The sequence below is a fragment of the Paraburkholderia fungorum genome, from assembly GCF_046026025.1.
Classification (GTDB): domain Bacteria; phylum Pseudomonadota; class Gammaproteobacteria; order Burkholderiales; family Burkholderiaceae; genus Paraburkholderia; species Paraburkholderia fungorum_E.
This window is the reverse complement of record NZ_JAQQFL010000005.1, coordinates 196,022-215,208: the sequence shown is the minus strand read 5'-3', so window position 1 is coordinate 215,208 and position 19,187 is coordinate 196,022. Positions and strand designations below refer to the sequence as shown.

Genomic DNA, 19,187 nt, shown 5'->3' with positions numbered 1-19,187 from the left:
CGACCGCACGCGTGACGGTAACCGTCCGCCGCTTGTTTTGGAACGCGCATTATTCCTTATTTTCGCGCTGCAGCAAATGAAAGTGGACAGCACCCGCTTTGCCTTGCCGCACGATTTCCCAACCGGCGAGCGTCTCGTTCCCCTCGAGTTCGAGCGCAACACCCGCCTCCACATACAGAAAACCCTCCGGGCTGAGCAGCGGCACGGCCAGCGCGAGCGCCTTGTCGAGCAGATCGCCGTCGAACGGCGGATCGAGGAAAATCACATCGAACGATCCCGGTGCGAGACTTGCCGCGAGACGTAAGCCGTCGGCTTCCGCAATTTCGATCGTACGCGCCGACAGATGCGCCTGGTTCGCGCGCAACTGGCTGGCGGCTCGTGCATTGCGCTCGACCATCAATACCCGCGCCGCGCCGCGCGAGGCGGCCTCGAAGCCGAGCGCACCGCTGCCGGCGAACAGATCGAGGCAGCGCTGGCCGTCCAGCCGCTGGCCGAGCCAGTTGAACAGGGTTTCGCGGACGCGATCGGGTGTGGGGCGCAGACCGTCGAGGTCTAGCACGGGCAGCGGCGTGCGCTTCCAGTCGCCGCCAATGATACGGATGGCGTGCGCCTTGCCGCCTTTGGACGAAGCGCCGTGGGCGCGTGAGGGAGCAGAACGGGGCATGCAGTTTCGAATACGTGATAGGGATGCCCGCGACGCCGATGCGTGGGGGCTGGAGGGCCAACGTTACCACAGGGGCGCACGGCGTCCAGCCTGGCCGTTCGGCCAATACGACGGGTGGCGGCGCGCCTGATAAAATGTGCGGCTTCCAGCGCCTTGCATCCCGCATCGCAACGCTGCCTGCCGCTCCCACGGGCTTGTCCCGGCTGCGCGCATCGGCGCGCGCTCTCACCACGCCAGATCATGTTCAGCTTTTTCAAACGATTCAAGGGTTCGAAAGAGTCCGACAACGCGCCAGAAGAATCGCAAACCGCGCCGGAAGCCCTGGCGGCCGAACCCGCTGCAGAGGCGCCGGTGGCACCCGTCGCGCCGTCAGCGCCACGGCCGGTTGCGCCCGCTAACGTCGATACGCAGCCGGCTGCCGCGCCGCCCGCCAACGGACCCGCAGCAACCGCGCCCGAAACCGTCGAAATCGTCCCGCCGCCCCAGCAGGACGCCAGCGCCAGGCGCTCCTGGCTCACCCGCCTGAAGACCGGCCTGTCGAAAACGAGTTCGAGCCTGACCGGCATTTTCGTCGGTACGAAAATCGACGAGGATTTGTACGAAGAACTCGAAACCGCATTGTTGATGTCGGATGCGGGCGTCGAGGCCACCGAGTTCCTGCTCGAATCGCTGCGCGAAAAGGTGCGCACCGAGCGCCTCACCGATCCCCAGCAGGTGAAAACGGCGCTGCGCACCCTGCTGATCAATCTGCTCAAGCCGTTGGAAAAATCGTTGATGCTCGGCCACGCGCAACCCCTGGTCGTGATGATCGCGGGCGTGAACGGTGCGGGCAAAACCACCAGCATCGGCAAGCTCGCCAAGCATTTGCAGAGCTTCGACCAGTCGGTGTTGCTGGCTGCGGGCGACACGTTCCGCGCCGCCGCCCGCGAGCAACTCGCGATCTGGGGCCAGCGCAACAACGTGACGGTGGTGTCGCAGGAAAGCGGCGACCCGGCTGCCGTGATTTACGACGCGGTTGGCGCCGCGCGTGCGCGCAAGATCGACGTCATGATGGCGGACACGGCTGGCCGTCTGCCGACCCAGTTGCATCTGATGGAAGAACTGCGCAAAGTGAAGCGCGTGATCGGCAAGGCGCAAGACGGCGCGCCGCATGAAGTGCTGCTGGTGATCGACGCGAACACCGGCCAGAACGGGCTTGCGCAAGTGAAAGCCTTCGACGACGCGCTCGGCCTCACCGGCCTGATCGTCACCAAACTCGACGGCACCGCCAAGGGCGGGATTCTCGCGGCAATCGCGCGTCAGCGTCCGATCCCGGTGTACTTCATCGGTGTCGGCGAAAAGGTGGAAGACTTGCAGCCTTTCAGCGCAGAAGAATTTTCGGACGCGCTGCTGGGCGGTTGAACTCAGGAGCGTTCGCGTCGCGAAGCAAGCAAAAAGGGCACTCTTCCGAGTGCCCTTTTTTCATTCAAACCACCGCATCACTCCGCGTCGGGCTGAACCCCCGGTGCCGCACGAGCGAACGCGTCGAGTTGCATTGCATGGTCGTAGATACGCTGAATCGTCGGAAACTTCGCTGTGTCAACCTTGAAGCGCTGCGCGTTGAACACCTGCGGAATCAGACAGGCATCGGCCAGTGTCGGGGTGTCGCCGAAACACAGCTTGCCCGTGCGCGGGTCGGCCGCCAGATGCGCCTCGAGGGTCGCAAAACCCGCTTCGACCCAATGCCGGTACCACGCGTCTTTCGCTTCGTCGTCGACACGCAGCGTGTGTTTCAGGTACTTCAGCACGCGCAGATTGTTTAGCGGATGAATCTCGCACGCGACCTGCAGCGCGACTGCGCGCACGTACGCGCGGTCCGCCGGCGTCCTGGGCAGAAGCGGCGGCTCCGGATGCGTTTCCTCCAGATACTCGATGATCGCGAGCGACTGCGGCATCACCTCGTTACCGTCGACGAACGTGGGCACGATGCCGTCAACATTCACCTTCCGGTACTCCGGCTTCAGTTGCTCGCCGCCGTCACGCACGAGGTGCACCGGCACGTAGTCGTACGGCAGGTTCTTCACGTTGAGCGCGATGCGCACACGATAAGACGCCGAGCTACGGAAATAGCTGTAGAGCTTCATGTTGTGGGTCTCCTCCAACCGCGCTTCAGACGACGCGTACGCTGAGCTCGCCCAGCCCGTCCACACCGCCCTTCATGAGGTCGCCCTGCACCACGGCGCCGACACCTTCCGGCGTACCGGTGAAAATCAGGTCACCCGGCTGCAGTTCGAACAGTGTCGACAGATAGGCGATCGTCTCAGCCACCGACCAGATCAGTTGCGACACGTCCGAGTTCTGCTTCTCCTCACCGTTCACCGACAACCAGATCGCGCCCTTGCCGACATGGCCGACCGTCGTTACCGGATGAATCGGGCCGAGCGGCGCCGAGTGATCGAAGCCCTTCGCGGTATCCCACGGACGGCCCAGCTTCTTCGCTTCGGCCTGCAGATCGCGGCGCGTCATGTCGAGACCGAGCGCATAGCCGTACACGTGGTCGAGTGCGTTTTCGGCCGGAATGTTCTTGCCGCCCTTCCCGATCGCGGCCACCAGTTCCATCTCGAAGTGGACGTTCTTCGATAGCGACGGATAGGGGAATTCGCCCGTCGTACCCGCTGCGACATACAGCACGGCGTCGGCCGGCTTGGCAAAGAAGAACGGCGGTTCGCGCTCGGGATCATGCCCCATCTCGCGCGCGTGTGCCTCGTAATTGCGGCCCACACAGTAGATGCGACGCACCGCGAACTGCTCGCTGGACCCCACGACCGGCACCGCGACCACCGGTGCGGGTGCAAATACGTAACTCATCCCGTTCTCCGTTTTCTGGATTGTGCCGCGTCCGCGCGGCGATAAAACATCGAGTGTAACGCGCAGCAAAGCGCGGCGCAGCCAATCGGCACAGGCGTGCGTGGACCGGCGTTCCAGGCGCATCGTCTCGCAGGGTTGCCGGACCGCCGGACCGCCATAGATGCGATACTCACACCGAATAGTGTCCTTTCAATACCGTGGCCGGCCGCCCAAAGGCGGCACGCCCCCGTCCCACTGCGCCCGATGACCGACTCCGCCGACTCCGCCAATCCGTTCCCCTGTGCCCGCTATATCAAGGAAATCGGCCGCGGCCCGAACGGCGCCCGCGCCCTGACCGCCGAGGACACGCGCGCGCTCTACACCGCCATGCTCGACGGCCGCGTGGCCGATCTCGAACTCGGCGCCGTGCTGCTCGCCTATCGCGTGAAGGGCGAAACCGCCGACGAACTCGCCGCCATGCTGGCTGGCGCGCATGCGTCGTTCGAACCGGTTCATTTGCCGCATACGGCGTTCCGACCCGTTTCGATACCCACCTACAACGGCGCGCGCAAACAGCCCAATCTGGTGCCTCTGCTGGCGCTGCTGTTGGCGCGCGAGGGTGTGCCGGTGCTCGTGCATGGCGTCACCGAAGATCCAGGCCGCGTGACAAGTGCCGAAATCTTCACGCATCTGCAGATCCCGCACGCGCAATCGCACGCCGATATCGAAGACGGTCTCGCCGAGCGCCGCCTCGCGTTCGCGCCGATCGACGTTCTCGCACCGAAGCTGGCGCAGCTTCTTTCGCTGCGCCGACGGATGGGTGTGCGCAATTCGACGCATACGCTCGTGAAAATCCTGCAACCGTTCGCGCCTGCGGGGCTGCGGCTCGTGAACTATACGCATCCGCCGTACCGTGACAGTCTCACGCAGTTGTTCAACACGCACTCGGACGCCGCCGCGGGAGGCGCCCTGCTCGCACGTGGCACCGAAGGTGAGGCGGTAGCCGACACGCGGCGCCAGGTGCAGGTGGATTGGCTGCATGACGGCATCTGCGAAACGCGTGTGCCGCACGAGCGCTCGTCGCCCGACGCGCCTGAAGTCGACCTGCCCGAAGCGCGCGACGCCGCGACTACGGCCGCGTGGATCAGCGCGGTGCTGCGCGGCGAAGCGCCCGTGCCGAGTGCGATCGAGCGCCAGGTGGAGCTGATCGTGGATGTCGCGCGAATATCCACATAGCGCCCGTGCAGCGCCCACATAGCGCCCACGCAACGTACACGGCGTGAGTGCGACGCAGCGCCTGCGGCGCCTCACTCACGCACCGGATATGACAGCCGCGGGTTGACAGGCCGCTACGAGCCGTCATACATTGGACCCATGCGTTCCCTTCCGAACACCCTCCGAATTACCTCCGGCCGCCTAGCGCGGCCCCTATCGCTACGTCTAGCGTAAGCCAGTCGTAGCGCCGCGCGTTGGCAGCTTTCGTTGCCCAAAACGCGGTCCTCAAAGCAGTTCCGTAGTTCCCGCATCACCCCCGACCGTAGTTCTTCACAACCTGTAGTCGTTTGCATTCGTCCGTTTACCGTTCGGACGAAGCGCGAGGATCAAATGCACGTCGCATGGGCATCATCCACGTTCGTTTTCGTCGTCACCCTGACGTTGTTCGTTCGCGCCCGTTCGTTGTTGCCGCTAGCCACCGGCTGGCGGGACGTGCATTCGTGGCAGCCCGCCAGCCGCTTGAGGCCACACCCTTTCGCACACGACACAACGAACGAGGCTCTTCATGTTGCGCAATCCCGCTGAGAAATACCGTCCCTTCCCCGCTGTGCGCCTCACCGGCCGCAAATGGCCAAGCCGCACGATCAACCAGGCGCCGATCTGGATGAGCACTGATCTGCGCGACGGCAATCAGGCGCTGATCGAGCCGATGAATGCGGCACAAAAGCTCGAGTTCTTCGAGATGCTGGTGGCGATTGGCTTCAAGGAGATCGAAGTCGGTTTCCCCTCGGCCTCGCAAACCGACTTCGATTTCGTCCGCAAACTGATCGAAGAAGAACGCATTCCCGACGACGTGACGATCGAAGTGTTCGTGCCCTCGCGCCCCGAATTGATCGCGCGCACGTTCGAATCGCTGGAAGGCGCGCCGCGCGCCATCGTGCATCTGTACAACGCGATCTGTCCGTCGTTTCGCAAGATCGTCTTCAACCAGTCGAAGAGTCAGATCAAGGCGCTGGCGGTAGAAGGCACACGCATCATCAAGGAACACGCCGAGGCGCGGCCCGACACACACTGGACATTCCAGTATTCGCCCGAAACCTTCAACGCGACCGAGCTCCCATACGCGCGCGAAGTATGCGACGCGGTCGCGCAGACATGGCGGCCCACGCGCGATCACAAGATGATCGTCAACTTGCCCGCGAGCGTCGAGGCCGCGACGCCTAACGTGTTCGCCGACCAGATCGAGTGGATGGACCGCAATCTCAGCTATCGCGACAGCATCGTGCTGTCGGTGCATCCGCATAACGATCGCGGCACCGCCGTGGCCGCAACGGAACTGGCGCTGCTGGCGGGCGCCGATCGCGTCGAAGGATGTCTGTTCGGCAACGGTGAGCGCACCGGCAACGTGGACCTCGTGACGGTCGCGATGAACCTTTACACGCAGGGCGTCGAGCCGGGCCTCGACTTCTCCGGCATCGACGCGGTGCGGCGCGTGGTCGAGCGCTGCAACCAGATTCCGGTACATCCGCGGCACCCGTATGCGGGCGACGCGACGTATCGGCAGGTAGGGGGAGATGAGGATCTGCAGCGCGCGGCCGCCTGAGTGACATGAAGCATGAAGCGGGGCGAAGCCCCCCGTGCTGCGTTGCCGCGCTCCTGGCAGCGCGTTGCATCGACACCCGCCCGGCCCAACCCGGCAGGCGGCTCACTCTGCACAAGCGGCGCAACCCGCCTGCCTGTGCTATCCGGGCGCTCACAAGGCGCAACCGGTGAAACCCGGTGGGCTCAAAAGGCTCACTCGATCGCGCAACGCGTCGCCTGCCAGGCGATCAGGCGCCATTGCCCGTCTTCCTGTGTATGAATCGCCGTGTACGCAATCGGGAACAGCAGCGCCCCGTTATTCGCTTCCATCTCGATCAGTGCGCGCCCGGTGACGACGCAGGTCTCACGCCCCACCGGCAGCACCTCTTGCGACTGCACCTCGATCTGCCGATAGCGGCGACGCCCGGCAGTTATCCCGTCAATGAACTGCCGCTTCGTTTCGCGCTTGCCGTTCGTGTGGACGTAGCTCACATTGTCCGAGATCAGCGCATCGAGCAACTGCCCGTCGCCGTCGACCATTGCACGAAAGCGCTCCCGCTCCAGCCCGCGAATCGCTTCGATTGTCTTTGCCGCCATTGCTCAGCCCCTTGCACCGGTAGGCCGGACATGGCCTCGGTCGTCAGAAGTTATATTGCAAATATAGCTCGTGGAAATTTATACCAGGATTGGGCTCTTTGATACCGCCGTTGGAAATATGCTGGAAGCGGTAGCCCGCCTCGTACTGCTGATGGTTGCCGAATTGCACGCCAACGCCCGCCATGGGAGCAAACTGGAACGCAGTCGCGAGCGTGAAGTCAGAGGAGATTCGAGGACTCGACAGGAGGCGGACACCGGCGCCCACCTCGATATAAGGGCGAATCGCCCCCGCCGCGTCGATGAAGCGAATGATCGGCGTCACACCGATCTCGCCGATGTTTTCATGCACATTCCCTTCATTGGTATGCCACCAGGCCACGTGCGCTTCGCCGATCAGTGAAAAATGCCAGTCACCGATCTGCCACCACGTCAGATCCGGATCCCAAACAAAGCCCAGATCGAGCGTTTTAATGTGGTGATCGCCCACTCCGCCGGCAATCTGCACGCCAAACTGGTCGGCTGCGGCCAGTCTCGAAGCGGCGAACAGGATGGCCGCCACAGCACCTTTTAGCGTCAGACCACGCCACGCATTTTTTTTGTTCTTCATCGGGCACCCGGGAGCTAGCCGAACGTTGATCCGCAGACTACTGCGCGGTCTATTTTAGAGACAATGTACTTCCGGTGCTTTGTATGAAGAAAGGCAAATTTTTGCAATTAGTCACTTCTACTTTAAAAAATATCGGTCACTTATGAGAACGAATGCGCTTTGCCGGGAAAATCATACGCCCCCTTGAAGATCGATCGCCTGACCCCACATGGCTATCGAAGCATAAATTTCAATAGGAATTTACGGAACTTGGATGCCCCTACGCCTTCTAAGTATTAGCACTCGGCAAATCAGAGTGCTAACATCCAACGCTGGAGTCGTTAACTGAATACGCTTTTGTCTGATTCCAAAGGAGTTTCCTACGTGAGCCATGCAATGACCCTTCCGAGTACTTTGAGCCCGTCGTCGGCTAAGGCCGCTTCGGCAGGTGCACTGGCGCTCTCGCATTCCTCGCTGCTGCCCGGTCAACTGGGCAATATCGACGCCTACATCCAGGCCGTTAATCGGATTCCGATGCTGACGCCGGCGGAAGAACGCCAGTTCGCCACCGAATTTCGCGAGCAGGACAACCTTGGGTCCGCACGCCGTCTCGTCCTGTCGCATCTGCGGCTGGTCGTCTCGATCGCGCGCAACTACCTCGGTTATGGACTGCCGCACGCCGACCTGATCCAGGAAGGCAATATCGGCCTGATGAAGGCCGTGAAGCGCTTCGATCCGGAGCAGAACGTGCGGCTCGTGTCGTACGCCATGCATTGGATCAAGGCCGAGATCCATGAATACATTCTGCGCAACTGGCGGATGGTGAAGGTCGCCACCACCAAAGCGCAGCGCAAGCTGTTCTTCAACCTGCGCAGCCACAAGCAAGGCCTCGGCGCATTCACCCCGGACGAGATCGAAGGTCTCGCCCAGGAGCTGAACGTGAAGCGCGAAGAAGTGGCCGAGATGGAAACGCGCTTGTCCGGTGGCGATATTGCGCTGGAAGGTCAGGTCGAAGATGGCGAAGAGTCGTACGCCCCGATCGCCTACCTCGCCGACTCGCATAGCGAGCCGACTGCCGTGCTGGCTTCGCGCCAGCGCGACAAGCTGCAAAGCGACGGCATCGCGAGCGCCCTGAACGCGCTGGACGCCCGCAGCCGCCGCATCATTGAAGCACGCTGGCTGAAGGTGGAAGACGACGGTTCGGGTGGCTCGACGCTGCATGAACTGGCCGACGAATTCGGCGTGTCGGCTGAACGTATTCGCCAGATCGAGGCGAGCGCAATGAAGAAAATGCGCGGCGCATTAGCCGAATATGCGTAAGGCTTAAAACCAGGACGTAAACGTTGGGTCGTGCCGGCTTCGTCCGGTGCGCGCCGACTGGCTACAAAGCCCTGCCTTCGCAAGAAGGCAGGGCTTTTTTGTGCCCGCTCAATGACGCATGCGCTCAATCGCAGACGCATTCGCCCTCCCTCAAGAACATGCCTATCAAACACGTGTTTCTTGACGTATCACAAACCTCATAGCAATACTGTTCGCACGGGGTGACGCTCGCGACCCAATGCCGCAGCGTCGAACTTATGCGTACAAGGTCTCCGCTCCTAAAATCGAGATGCACTCTCCAGACCGCCCAGGCGGCCTGGATCCAGCCGGACTCACCGGTGTGAAGTTGCCTTCGACCGACAATGACCATAGCCCTGAATCGCAATAGCACCCCTCGCCCGGGCCTGCGCAAACGGCTCGCCGCCTGGGCGCGCGGTCCGACGCTGGCGCGGGATATCGCCATCGTCCTCGCCATCAAATTCGCATTACTGATGGTGCTCAAGTACGCGTTCTTCAATCATCCGCAGGCGGAGCATATGTCGCTGCCGCCTGATCAAGTCGCGCAGGCGCTGCTGTCCGTGCCTGCCCCGCATCCGTCCCAAGGTGAACAACATGCCCGTTAGCGAAGTCGTAGAACTGTCGCGCCTCCAGTTCGCCATCACGGCGCTTTATCACTTTCTGTTCGTGCCGCTTACGCTCGGCCTGTCCTGGTTGCTCGTGATCATGGAGTCGGTCTACGTGATGACCGGCAAGCAGATCTACAAGGACATGACCCAATTCTGGGGCAAGCTGTTCGGCATCAACTTCGCGATGGGCGTCACCACGGGTCTCACGCTGGAATTCCAGTTCGGCACCAACTGGTCGTACTACTCGCACTATGTCGGCGACATCTTCGGCGTGCCGCTGGCCGTCGAAGGCTTGATGGCGTTCTTCCTCGAGTCGACCTTCGTCGGCCTGTTCTTCTTCGGATGGAACCGGCTCTCGAGAGTGCAGCACGTGAGCGTCACGTTCCTCGTTGCGCTCGGCTCGAACCTGTCGGCGCTGTGGATTCTCGTGGCCAACGGCTGGATGAACAATCCGGTCGGCGCCACCTTCAACTACCAGACCATGCGCATGGAACTCGACAGCATCTTCTCGGTGCTGTTCAATCCGGTCGCGCAGGTGAAGTTCGTGCACACCGTATCGGCCGGTTACGTGACCGCTTCGATGTTCGTGCTCGGCGTGTCGTCGTGGTATCTGCTGAAGCGCCGCGACACTGAGTTCGCCTTGCGCTCGTTCGCCATTGCCGCCGGCTTCGGTCTGGCGTCGACGTTATGCGTGATCGTGCTTGGCGACGAGTCCGGTTACCGCACCGGCGAAGTTCAGCAGGTCAAGCTGGCCGCCATCGAATCCGAATGGGAAACCGCGCCCGCACCCGCGCCGTTTACGATCTTCGGCATTCCGAACCAGAAGGAAGAACGCACCGACTATGCGATACGAATTCCGTATGCGCTCGGCCTTATCGCCACGCGCTCAATCGACGAACCGGTGCTCGGCCTGAAAGACCTGATGGCGCAGAACGAAGTGCGCATCAAGAACGGCATGCTCGCCTACGCCGCGTTGCAAAAGCTGAAACTCGGCGACGCGACGGACGAAGCCAAGGCCGCTTTCGACGCGCACAAAGAGGACCTCGGCTACGGCCTGATGCTCAAGCAGTTCACCGCGAACGTCACCGACGCCACGCCGGATCAAATCGCACAAGCCGCCAAGAAGACGATTCCGCCGGTGGCGCCCGTGTTCTTTTCATTCCGTCTGATGGTCGGCCTCGGCATCCTGTTCCTCGCGACCTTCGTGCTGGCGTTCTGGTTCTGCGCGCAGCGCTCGCTGCTGCTGGAGAAGCGCCGCTGGTTCCTGCGCTGGGCCGTGTGGGCGATTCCGTTGCCATGGCTTGCGGCGGAATTCGGCTGGATCGTCGCCGAAGTGGGCCGTCAGCCGTGGACCATCGCCGGCATTTTGCCGACCGCGTTGTCCGCCTCCAGCCTGACGCCGGGTGATCTCTACCTGAGCATTGCCGGCTTCGTCGTGTTCTACACGGTGCTGTTCATCATCGAAATCATGCTGATGTTCAAGTACGCGCGACTCGGACCGTCATCACTGCACACCGGGCGCTATCACCACGAACAGCCGCTGCATCAGCCGCTGCCGACCAACACGGCCGCATGATTCGCCGCCACTCTGTTCCAAGGGAAAGATCATCATGGATTACGCAACCCTCAAACTGATCTGGTGGGTGTTGATCGGCGTGCTGCTGATCGGCTTCGCGCTCACTGACGGCTTCGACATGGGCGCGGCGATTCTTCTGCCGTTCATCGCTAAAACGGACGCCGAGCGGCGCATCGTCGTGAACACGGTCGGCGCGACGTGGGAAGGCAATCAGGTGTGGCTGATCACGGCGGGCGGCGCGATGTTCGCCGCGTGGCCGCTGGTGTACGCCGCGTCGTTCTCGGGCTTCTACTTCGCGATGCTGCTGGTGCTGTTCTCACTATTCTTCCGGCCGGTCGGCTTCGACTACCGCAGCAAACGTGAAGACCCGCGCTGGCGCAGTGCATGGGATTGGGCATTGTTTGTCGGCGGTTTCGTCCCCGCGCTGGTGTTCGGCGTGGCATTCGGCAACCTGCTGCAAGGCGTGCCGTTCTCGTTCGACACCGATCTGCGCGTCACGTATCACGGTAGCTTTTTCGCGCTGCTCAACCCGTTCGCCGTGCTGTGCGGACTCGTGAGCGTGTCGATGCTGGCCGCGCACGGTGCGGCCTTCGTGAAGATGAAAGCGGACGACGTCGTCGCCGAGCGCGCATCGCTCGCGCTACGGATCGCATCGCTTGCCGCCGTGGTGCTGTTCCTGCTCGCCGGCGCACTGATCGCCACGATGATCGGCGGCTATCAGATCATCGACGCCGCGCCGCTCGATACGGTCGCCAATCCCCTCCTGAAAAACGTGATCGGCGCACCCGGCCTGTGGCTCACCAACTACGCAAACTATCCATGGATGGTGGCAGCCCCGGTGGCGGGTGTGCTCGGCGGCGTGCTCGCGTTGTTGCTGGCGCGCTCACGCTTTGAAAAGAGCGCTTTCCTGTCGACCTCGTTGATGGTCATCGGCGTGATACTGACGGCGGGTTTCTCGATGTTCCCGTTCATCATGCCCTCCTCGCTCGACGGCCGCAGCAGTCTCACCGTGTGGGATTCGACCTCGAGCCGCATGACGCTGCAGATCATGCTGGTCGCCGTGATCATCTTCCTGCCGATCATCCTGATCTACACGAGCTGGGTGTATCGCGTAATGCGAGGCAAGGTGACCGCCGCGGCGCTCAAGGAAAATCACCATTCGATGTATTGATCAGGAATACGGATAACAGGAGTTTGTGATGTGGTATTTCAGTTGGCTTCTCGGTATTGGCGTGGCGTTGGCGTTCGGCATCATCAACGTGATGTGGCTGGAATCGCGCCGGCCTTTGGAAGCGGGTAAGCACAAGGCGCGGTGACGCATCCGTTGCCGGCGGAGCGCCGTTAGACGTTTGCCGGTAAACACAAAAACGGCACCTTGAATCAAGGTGCCGTTTTCTATTTCTACGAAGCTCGACAGAATGCAGCGCCTGCCTGTTCTCATTGCCCTATCGTGGTTTTCGAGCTGAGCGAAACACTGAAGTCAGCTCAGCTCAAAACCTCGATGAGATTACGCGGGCTGCGCCGCCGTACCGGCACCCGTATCGGGCGACAGACGCGTCGCCAGTTGCGCTGCGTAGCGCTGGGCTGCGTCGCCCACGACGATGTGGAACGTGTCGGCCGAAACCCACGCCGTATCGAGCGTAGCGAGGCGTTGACGATCAACCGCTGACGGATCGCGAACCACGATCCGCAGACGCGTTGCTGCTACGGCATCCAGCGACACGACGTTGCCCGCGCCGCCGAACACGGCGAGCCAACGCATCGGGTCCGGGTCGAGTGCGCCGCCCTGAGCACCGCCTGCAGCAGTTGCTGCACTCACAGTAGCCGCAGCGGCAGCAGGCGCAGCCGCCGGCTTCACCGCATCGCCACCGCCTTGTGCGATCACCGTGCGGATTTCATCGGCGATGATGTCCGCTTCCGGTCCGATGATCACCTGCACGCTGGTCGCGCCGCGCTTGAGCACGCCACGCGCGCCGATCGTCTTCAGTTCGCTTTCCGAGACCTTGCCGGTATCGACCACCGACAGACGCAGACGCGTCGTGCAGGCATCCACCACCGACAGGTTCGCAGCGCCACCCAGCGCCGCGATATAACGCTGTGCGCGCGGCACGGCGGCGCCCGCAACCGGCGACACAAAACCGCCAGCCTCGAACGACTCGATCTGTTCTTCTTCCGCAGCGGGTTCACGGCCCGGTGTCGCCATGTTGAATTTGCGGATGAAGAAGCGGAACAGGCCGTAGTACACCACCGCATACACGACGCCGAGCGGAATCGCCCACCAGCCCTTGGTCGACAGGCCGTAGTTCAGCACGTAGTCGATGAAGCCAGCCGAGAAGGTGAAGCCGAGATGAATCCCGAGCGCCGAGCAGATTGCCAGCGACAAGCCCGTCAGCACCGCGTGGATCGCATACAGCACCGGCGCGAGGAACATGAAGCTGAATTCGATCGGCTCGGTCACGCCCGTCAGGAACGAGGTGAGCGCCATCGACGCCAACAGGCCGAACACCATCGCGCGGCGTTCTTTCGGTGCTTCGTGATACATCGCGAGACACGCGGCCGGCAGGCCGAACATCATGACCGGGAAGAAGCCCGTCATGAATGTGCCCGCGGTCGGGTCGCCGGCGAAGAAGCGATGCAGATCGCCCGTCACCGCGACGCCGCCCGGCGGCGTGAAGCTGCCGAACACGAACCACGTGAGCGAATTGAGGATGTGATGCAGACCCGTGACGAGCAGCAAACGGTTCAGCACACCGAACACAAACGCGCCGAGCGCACCCGCGGTTGTCAGCCAATGACCGGCCGTGTCGATAACGCCTTGCACCGGCTGCCAGACGTAGCCGAACACAATGCCTATCGCCAGACAGACCACGCCGGTGACAATCGGCACGAAGCGTTTCCCTCCGAAGAATGCGAGGTAGTCGGGCAGCTTGATGTCTTTGTACTTGTTGTACAGCAAGCCCGCGACGATACCCGCCACGATGCCGGACAACACGCCCATGTTGAGCTTGTCGTTGATGTCCTTCATCACCGCGACTTCGATCAGATAACCGATCGCACCCGCGAGACCCGCCACGCCGTTGTTGTCTTTGGCGAAGCCGACTGCCACGCCGATTGCGAACAGCAACGGCAGATTGTCGAAGATCGCGCCGCCGGCGTCGGCGATCATCTTGATGTTGAACACATCGGGCTGGCCCAATCGCAGCAGCAGGCCGGCAACCGGCAGCACTGCAATCGGCAGCATCAGCGCCCGGCCCAGGCGCTGAATCTTCAGAAACGGATTCCCATCCATTGACACCTCCAATCCTTGTCTCGTTGTCGACTGTCGTCGTTGAGTTTTCTAGCGATACGTCCTGACTATGCGAAGCTGGTTGCGGACTGCGTGAGGGTCAGTCCAAAGGCCAGGTTTCGCGGCTTACTGCTCTTACCGCCTGCGCCGATTCGAGCGCCAGGGCATCCTGGGCGCGTTGACGGCACAGCTGATAATCGAGGTTGCGCACACGCGCCTTGATGCCCGGCACCGACACCGGGTCCACCGAAAGCTCGGTCACGCCGAGGCCGACGAGCAGCGGCATGGCGAGCGGGTCGCCCGCCAGTGCGCCGCATACGCCAACCCATTTGCCATGCTTGTTCGCGCCCTGCACGGTCGCCGCGATCAGCCGCAGCACCGCCGGATGCAAGCCGTCGGCCTGGGCCGCGAGATCGGCCTGGCAACGGTCCATGGCGAGCGTGTATTGCGTCAGATCATTGGTGCCGATCGACAGAAAATCCGCGTGTTGCGACAGTTGATCGGCGAGCAACGCGGCCGACGGCACTTCGATCATCACGCCGACTTCGATCGGTTCAGTACGACCCGATTCGCGGGCGAATTCGTCAATGCGCTTGCGGATGCTGATCAGCTCGCCCACATCGGTCACCATCGGCAGCAGGATGCGTACCGCGCCGAGCGGCTGCACCGCCAGCAGACCGCGCAATTGATCGTCGAGCAGATCCGGGCGCACTTGTGCGAGGCGGATGCCGCGCAAGCCGAGCGCCGGATTCGGTTCGGGCGGCAGCGTCAGGTAGTCGACCTCCTTGTCCGCGCCGACGTCCAGCGTGCGAATGATCGCGGTGCGACCGCTCAACGCATCGACAATGGCCTGATAGCTCTGGCGATGTTCGTCGGTGGTCGGCGCCGCGGCACGGTGGATGAACAGCAGTTCGGTGCGCAGCAGACCCACGGAGTCCGCGCCGTTGTCGACGGCGATTTTCGCGTCGTCGAGCGTGGCAATGTTCGCGGCGACTTCGATCGCGCGGCCATCGGAAGTGACCGCCGCCTGTTGCGACGTGCGGCGGTTCGCTTCGCGCATGCCGGCCAGGCGGCTGCGCTCAAGGCGCGCGCGTTCGACGTCGAGTTCGGTCGGCGCAAATTCGAGGCGGCCGGTGGTAGCGTTCACCACGACCTGCGTGCCTTCGGGGATCGCGTGCAATGCATCGCCGACCGCCACCAGCGCCGGAATACCGGCCTGGCGCGCCAGAATCGCCGCGTGCGAGGTCGCGCCGCCGCGAGCCATGACGAGTGCGGTAACGCGCGTGCGATCCAGCGAGGACAGATCCGACGGCGTGAACTCTTCGGCCGCCAGCACAGCTTCTTCCGGCAGCGTGCGTGCCGCAGCATTCGTATAGCCGAGCGCGCGCAGCACGCGCTTCTCGATATCACGCAGGTCGGCCGCACGTTCCGCGAGCAATGCGTCTTCGATCTTCGTCAGGATGGCGATCTGCGCGCGGATCGCTTCGCGCCACGCAAAGCCGGCACTCTTGCCGAGGCTGATCAGATCGCGCGCGGCGTCGACCAGCGTGGGATCTTCGAGCAGGACGCGATGCACCGCGAAAATACCCGCTTCGCCCACCGCGCCGCGTTGCGACGCATCGCGCACGGTGGTTCCGAGGTCGGCGTCGACCGTAGCAATCGCCTTGTCGAGCAAACGGCTTTCAGCCGCCGACGTGCCGTTCGCCTTTTCCGGCGGATCGATATCCGCATCGTCCCAACGCACCAGCTTGCCGACCGCGACGCCCGGCGACGCGCACACTCCCGCGAGCGTATTCGGCGCCAGCGCTTCGCCCGCGGCGCGGGCAACGGCCTGAGGCGCCGGCGAGCTTTGTCGCGCCGGTTTTTCTTCCGCTTCACCGTGCGCTTCACGCGTCAATTCGTGGGCGATCGCGTCGATCGCGGCCTGGGCTTGCGGGCCGACGCCGAGCAACTCGACAGTCGCACCTTCGCCCGCGCCAAGACCGAGCAAACCGACCACGCTTTCGATCGCCGCCTTGCGCCCTTCATAACGCACTTCGACACGCGCATCGAAACCGCGCGCCGCTTCGCGAGCGCGCGCTGCCGGCCGTGCATGCAGACCGCCTGCGTGGACCAGCTTGACTTGCTGACGGGCCTCTTCGGTCACGTTGGTGGCACTCGCCTGACGCGATGCGTCAGCCGCTTCGCCGCTGCGGGCGCGCAGCACCAGCAATGGCGTTTCACCGGCCTTCAGCATGCCGCCGTCAGCGCGCTCGACAATCTCGAACGCATCCGAGTTGGCAATCGCGATCACCGAAACGAGACTCGGCGCGTTCAGCGCGACCCGGTCCTGATCGAATTCGATCAGCACTTCACCCGTACGCACCTGTGCGCCTTGCGCGACCATCGGCGCAAAGCCCTGGCCATTCAGTTCGACCGTGTCGATGCCGATGTGCAGCAGAATCTCCACGCCTTCAGCCGTCGCGAGCGTGACCGCGTGGCCGGTGCGCGCAAGATGGGTGATAGTGCCGTCGCATGGCGCGACGAGTCGCCCCTCGAGCGGATCGACGCCGATACCGTCGCCGAACATGCCGCCCGAAAACACAGGATCGGGCACATTCGCCAGCGGCACGACCGGACCGGTCATTGGCGCGAGCAAAACAATATGGCCTTCAGAATGGCTCATCAAGCGGGACTCCTCGACACGTCGCATCTGATTTCTCGTCAGTGAGTTTCGGTGACTTTGTTGAGATGGCGTGGCGCGTCAGGATTGCGCCCGCGTGCGGCGGCAAGGCCCGCGGCCATCACGTAAAAGGACAGGATCGCGGCGATCGGATCGAGCGCCGCATGAGCGGTGGTGGCAAGCGGCAGCGTGGCTTCGGGCACGTCGTCCGGTGCGGCGAGCAGCACGCGGGCGCCGCGTGCCTGCATGTCGCGTGCGAGTTGCAGCAGACCGGCCTGTTCAGGGCCGCGCGGTGCGAACACCAGCAGCGGATAGTCGCGGTCGATCAGCTCCATCGGACCATGCCGCACTTCCGCGCTCGAAAACGCTTCGGCCTGAATGCCTGACGTTTCCTTCAGTTTCAGCGCGGCTTCCTGCGCGATCGCGAGACCCAGGCCGCGGCCGATCACGATCATGCGTTCGATGCCACGCAATTCGTCCACCGCTTTCGACCAGTCGAGCTTGCCGGCGCGCTGGAGGGCTTCGGGCAGCGTGTTCAACGCGCCGAGCAGCGCGTCGTCCTTTTGCCAGTGAGCGACCAGTTGCGCGGAGATCGACAGCATGGCGATGTAACTCTTGGTGGCCGCGACGCTCAGTTCCGGACCGGCGACGAGCGGCAGGTGAAACTCGCAGGCATCGGCCAACGGCGAGTTCGGCGCATTCACGGCGGCGACCGTCAACGCGCCAGCCTTGCGCAGCGCTTCCATCGTGCCGACCAGATCGGGGCTCTTGCCCGATTGCGAGAACGCCAGCGCGAGCTGATCACGCACCTGCAGTGGCGCTTGCTGGAGCGTCGCCACCGACATCGGCAGCGAGGCGACCGGCACGCCGAGACGGCTCATCGTCAGGCTTGCGAAATAACTCGCTGCGTGGTCCGAGCTGCCGCGTGCGACCGTCAGCGCGACATGACGCGGCTGCTGGGCGAGCTTCGCCGCCAGCGCCTCGACGTGCGAGGGTTCCGCGAGTTGCGCCGCGACCGTTTCAGCGGACGCCAGCGCCTCTTTAAGCATATTCGACAATTGATTCTCCTTCGACGTATGTCGCGGTCAACGCCAGTTCACGATCGAACACGACCACATCGGCCCACGCGCCGCGAGCGATGCGGCCGCGGTCTTCGATGCCGAGGTAGTCGGCGGCGTAGCGCGACAAACGGTTTGAAACATCGGCGATCGGCAAGCCGATCGATACGAGATTGCGCAGCGCCTGATCCATCGTCAGGGTGCTGCCGGCGAGTGTGCCGTCGGCGAGACGCACACCGCCGAGGCACTTCGTCACATGCTGGCTGCCGAGGCGGTATTCGCCGTCGGGCATGCCGGTCGCCGAGGTGCTGTCCGTCACGACGTAGAGGCGCGGAATCGCGCGCAACGCAGCGCGGATCGCGCCCGGATGGACGTGCAGCAGGTCGGGAATGATTTCGGCGAATTCGGCGTGCGCGAGCGCGGCACCGACAAGACCGGGATTACGGTGATGCAGCGGCGACATCGCGTTAAACAGATGCGTGAAGCCACACGCGCCGTGCTTGAGTGCGGCGACGGCGTCGTCGTAAGTGCCGAGCGAGTGGCCGAGTTGCACGCGCACGCCGCGCGCCGCCATCTCGGAGATGATCTCCATGTGGCCGGCGATTTCCGGCGCCAGCGTGACCACGCGAATCGGTGCGATCGACAGATACTTCAGCACTTCGTCCATCACCGCCGACACGGCGGCGTCGGGCTGCGCGCCGAGCTTGCCCGGGTTGATATACGGACCTTCCAGATGGACGCCGAGCACGCGCGCGCCGCCTGGTGTGCGAATCCGCGCGTTGTTGCCCAACTCCGCGACGACCTTCATCAGCTCGTCGCGCGGCGCCGTCATCGTGGTGGCGAGCAGGCTGGTCGTGCCGTAACGCGCATGCGTGCGGGTGATGGTTTCGATCGCGTCGCCGCCTTCCATCACATCGGAACCGCCGCCCCCATGCACGTGCAGATCGATGAAGCCAGGCAGGATGTAGGGCGCGTCGTTCTTCGACGGATCGGCGCGTTCGCCGGTCAGCGCCGTGATGCGGCCGTTTTCGTATTCGAGCGTGCCGTGAATCCACCCATCGGTGGTGAGTATGTTTCCGGTCAGCATGAGTCTCTCTGGTGAGGCGTAATGCGGGGTGCGACTGAAATGCGCTCGATGGCGCCGCACGTGATAGCGAGCCGCGTGGCCTCGCTCAGGTGCGCCAATCAGG

Annotated in this window: 16 protein-coding genes and 1 pseudogene; 8 read left to right on the top strand and 9 right to left on the bottom strand. The window is 63.2% G+C overall.

Annotated elements, in window-relative coordinates; all coding sequences use genetic code 11:
• Positions 1 to 49: 49 nt before the first annotated feature.
• Complete coding sequence (gene rsmD, locus PQR67_RS08595; RefSeq protein WP_408457049.1) at positions 50 to 664, bottom strand: 16S rRNA (guanine(966)-N(2))-methyltransferase RsmD; 615 nt, start codon at positions 662 to 664, stop codon at positions 50 to 52.
• A gap of 240 nt (positions 665 to 904) precedes the next feature.
• Between rsmD and ftsY the strand changes: the two genes are divergently transcribed.
• A complete protein-coding gene (ftsY, locus tag PQR67_RS08590) occupies positions 905 to 2,065 on the top strand; it encodes a signal recognition particle-docking protein FtsY (protein ID WP_408457047.1) in 1,161 nt (386 codons plus the stop codon).
• 77 nt (positions 2,066 to 2,142) lie between these two features.
• On the opposite strand, the gene maiA is transcribed toward ftsY, so the two are convergent.
• Complete coding sequence (gene maiA, locus PQR67_RS08585) at positions 2,143 to 2,787, bottom strand: maleylacetoacetate isomerase (RefSeq protein WP_408457044.1); 645 nt, start codon at positions 2,785 to 2,787, stop codon at positions 2,143 to 2,145.
• A 25-nt stretch (positions 2,788 to 2,812) separates the two neighbouring features.
• A complete protein-coding gene (locus PQR67_RS08580; RefSeq protein ID WP_408457041.1) occupies positions 2,813 to 3,511 on the bottom strand; it encodes a fumarylacetoacetate hydrolase family protein in 699 nt (232 codons plus the stop codon).
• A 243-nt stretch (positions 3,512 to 3,754) separates the two neighbouring features.
• Between PQR67_RS08580 and ybiB the strand changes: the two genes are divergently transcribed.
• Positions 3,755 to 4,726 (top strand): DNA-binding protein YbiB, encoded by a 972-nt coding sequence (ybiB, locus tag PQR67_RS08575; protein ID WP_408457039.1) that lies wholly within the window; start codon positions 3,755 to 3,757, stop codon positions 4,724 to 4,726.
• 544 nt (positions 4,727 to 5,270) lie between these two features.
• A pseudogene (locus PQR67_RS08570) lies at positions 5,271 to 6,278 on the top strand (2-isopropylmalate synthase); the annotation flags it as partial.
• A 221-nt stretch (positions 6,279 to 6,499) separates the two neighbouring features.
• Here the strand turns inward: PQR67_RS08570 and PQR67_RS08565 are convergent.
• A complete protein-coding gene (locus PQR67_RS08565) occupies positions 6,500 to 6,883 on the bottom strand; it encodes a nuclear transport factor 2 family protein (RefSeq protein WP_408457036.1) in 384 nt (127 codons plus the stop codon).
• Positions 6,884 to 6,926: 43 nt separating this feature from the next.
• Positions 6,927 to 7,490, bottom strand: coding sequence for an acyloxyacyl hydrolase (locus PQR67_RS08560; RefSeq protein WP_408457033.1), 564 nt, complete (start codon positions 7,488 to 7,490; stop codon positions 6,927 to 6,929).
• 363 nt (positions 7,491 to 7,853) lie between these two features.
• Here PQR67_RS08560 and rpoH point away from each other — a divergent pair, with 363 nt between their 5' ends.
• The 5 genes from rpoH (at position 7,854) to cydX (ending at position 12,307) form a co-directional block, all read left to right on the top strand.
• On the top strand, positions 7,854 to 8,789 hold the full coding sequence (rpoH, locus tag PQR67_RS08555; RefSeq protein ID WP_408457030.1) for an RNA polymerase sigma factor RpoH: 936 nt from the start codon (positions 7,854 to 7,856) through the stop codon (positions 8,787 to 8,789).
• A gap of 362 nt (positions 8,790 to 9,151) precedes the next feature.
• Positions 9,152 to 9,412, top strand: a complete 261-nt coding sequence (gene cydP, locus PQR67_RS08550) for a cytochrome oxidase putative small subunit CydP (RefSeq protein ID WP_408457027.1) — start codon at positions 9,152 to 9,154, stop codon at positions 9,410 to 9,412.
• A complete protein-coding gene (locus tag PQR67_RS08545) occupies positions 9,402 to 10,991 on the top strand; it encodes a cytochrome ubiquinol oxidase subunit I (protein WP_408457024.1) in 1,590 nt (529 codons plus the stop codon). Before cydP ends, PQR67_RS08545 begins: the two co-directional genes overlap by 11 nt.
• 34 nt (positions 10,992 to 11,025) lie before the next feature.
• Positions 11,026 to 12,162 carry a cytochrome d ubiquinol oxidase subunit II gene (gene cydB / locus PQR67_RS08540; RefSeq protein WP_408457021.1) on the top strand — a complete coding sequence of 379 codons (1,137 nt, stop codon included), beginning with the start codon at positions 11,026 to 11,028 and terminating at the stop codon, positions 12,160 to 12,162.
• A gap of 28 nt (positions 12,163 to 12,190) precedes the next feature.
• Positions 12,191 to 12,307 carry a cytochrome bd-I oxidase subunit CydX gene (gene cydX / locus PQR67_RS08535; protein ID WP_408457018.1) on the top strand — a complete coding sequence of 39 codons (117 nt, stop codon included), beginning with the start codon at positions 12,191 to 12,193 and terminating at the stop codon, positions 12,305 to 12,307.
• Between the two features lie 191 nt (positions 12,308 to 12,498).
• On the opposite strand, the gene nagE is transcribed toward cydX, so the two are convergent.
• The 4 genes from nagE to nagA all read right to left on the bottom strand — a co-directional run bounded on the left by nagE (position 12,499) and on the right by nagA (position 19,084).
• A complete protein-coding gene (nagE, locus tag PQR67_RS08530; RefSeq protein WP_408457015.1) occupies positions 12,499 to 14,280 on the bottom strand; it encodes an N-acetylglucosamine-specific PTS transporter subunit IIBC in 1,782 nt (593 codons plus the stop codon).
• A 97-nt stretch (positions 14,281 to 14,377) separates the two neighbouring features.
• Positions 14,378 to 16,942, bottom strand: a complete 2,565-nt coding sequence (gene ptsP, locus PQR67_RS08525; protein ID WP_408457012.1) for a phosphoenolpyruvate--protein phosphotransferase — start codon at positions 16,940 to 16,942, stop codon at positions 14,378 to 14,380.
• A gap of 38 nt (positions 16,943 to 16,980) precedes the next feature.
• A complete protein-coding gene (locus tag PQR67_RS08520; RefSeq protein ID WP_408457204.1) occupies positions 16,981 to 17,988 on the bottom strand; it encodes an SIS domain-containing protein in 1,008 nt (335 codons plus the stop codon).
• Entirely contained in the window at positions 17,981 to 19,084 is a 1,104-nt protein-coding gene (nagA, locus tag PQR67_RS08515) for an N-acetylglucosamine-6-phosphate deacetylase (RefSeq protein WP_408457009.1), read from the bottom strand. Before nagA ends, PQR67_RS08520 begins: the two co-directional genes overlap by 8 nt.
• Between the last annotated feature and the right edge of the window lie 103 nt (positions 19,085 to 19,187).

Coding starts and splice junctions, on each gene's coding strand:
- PQR67_RS08565 (WP_408457036.1), bottom strand. CDS start 6,883: ATGGCGGCAAAGACAATCGAAGCGATTCGCGGGCTGGAGCGGGAGCGC.
- cydX (WP_408457018.1), top strand. CDS start 12,191: ATGTGGTATTTCAGTTGGCTTCTCGGTATTGGCGTGGCGTTGGCGTTC.
- cydB (WP_408457021.1), top strand. CDS start 11,026: ATGGATTACGCAACCCTCAAACTGATCTGGTGGGTGTTGATCGGCGTG.
- PQR67_RS08545 (WP_408457024.1), top strand. CDS start 9,402: ATGCCCGTTAGCGAAGTCGTAGAACTGTCGCGCCTCCAGTTCGCCATC.
- ftsY (WP_408457047.1), top strand. CDS start 905: ATGTTCAGCTTTTTCAAACGATTCAAGGGTTCGAAAGAGTCCGACAAC.
- rsmD (WP_408457049.1), bottom strand. CDS start 664: ATGCCCCGTTCTGCTCCCTCACGCGCCCACGGCGCTTCGTCCAAAGGC.
- PQR67_RS08560 (WP_408457033.1), bottom strand. CDS start 7,490: ATGAAGAACAAAAAAAATGCGTGGCGTGGTCTGACGCTAAAAGGTGCT.
- ybiB (WP_408457039.1), top strand. CDS start 3,755: ATGACCGACTCCGCCGACTCCGCCAATCCGTTCCCCTGTGCCCGCTAT.
- ptsP (WP_408457012.1), bottom strand. CDS start 16,942: ATGAGCCATTCTGAAGGCCATATTGTTTTGCTCGCGCCAATGACCGGT.
- nagE (WP_408457015.1), bottom strand. CDS start 14,280: ATGGATGGGAATCCGTTTCTGAAGATTCAGCGCCTGGGCCGGGCGCTG.
- PQR67_RS08520 (WP_408457204.1), bottom strand. CDS start 17,988: ATGCTTAAAGAGGCGCTGGCGTCCGCTGAAACGGTCGCGGCGCAACTC.
- cydP (WP_408457027.1), top strand. CDS start 9,152: ATGACCATAGCCCTGAATCGCAATAGCACCCCTCGCCCGGGCCTGCGC.
- maiA (WP_408457044.1), bottom strand. CDS start 2,787: ATGAAGCTCTACAGCTATTTCCGTAGCTCGGCGTCTTATCGTGTGCGC.
- PQR67_RS08580 (WP_408457041.1), bottom strand. CDS start 3,511: ATGAGTTACGTATTTGCACCCGCACCGGTGGTCGCGGTGCCGGTCGTG.
- nagA (WP_408457009.1), bottom strand. CDS start 19,084: ATGCTGACCGGAAACATACTCACCACCGATGGGTGGATTCACGGCACG.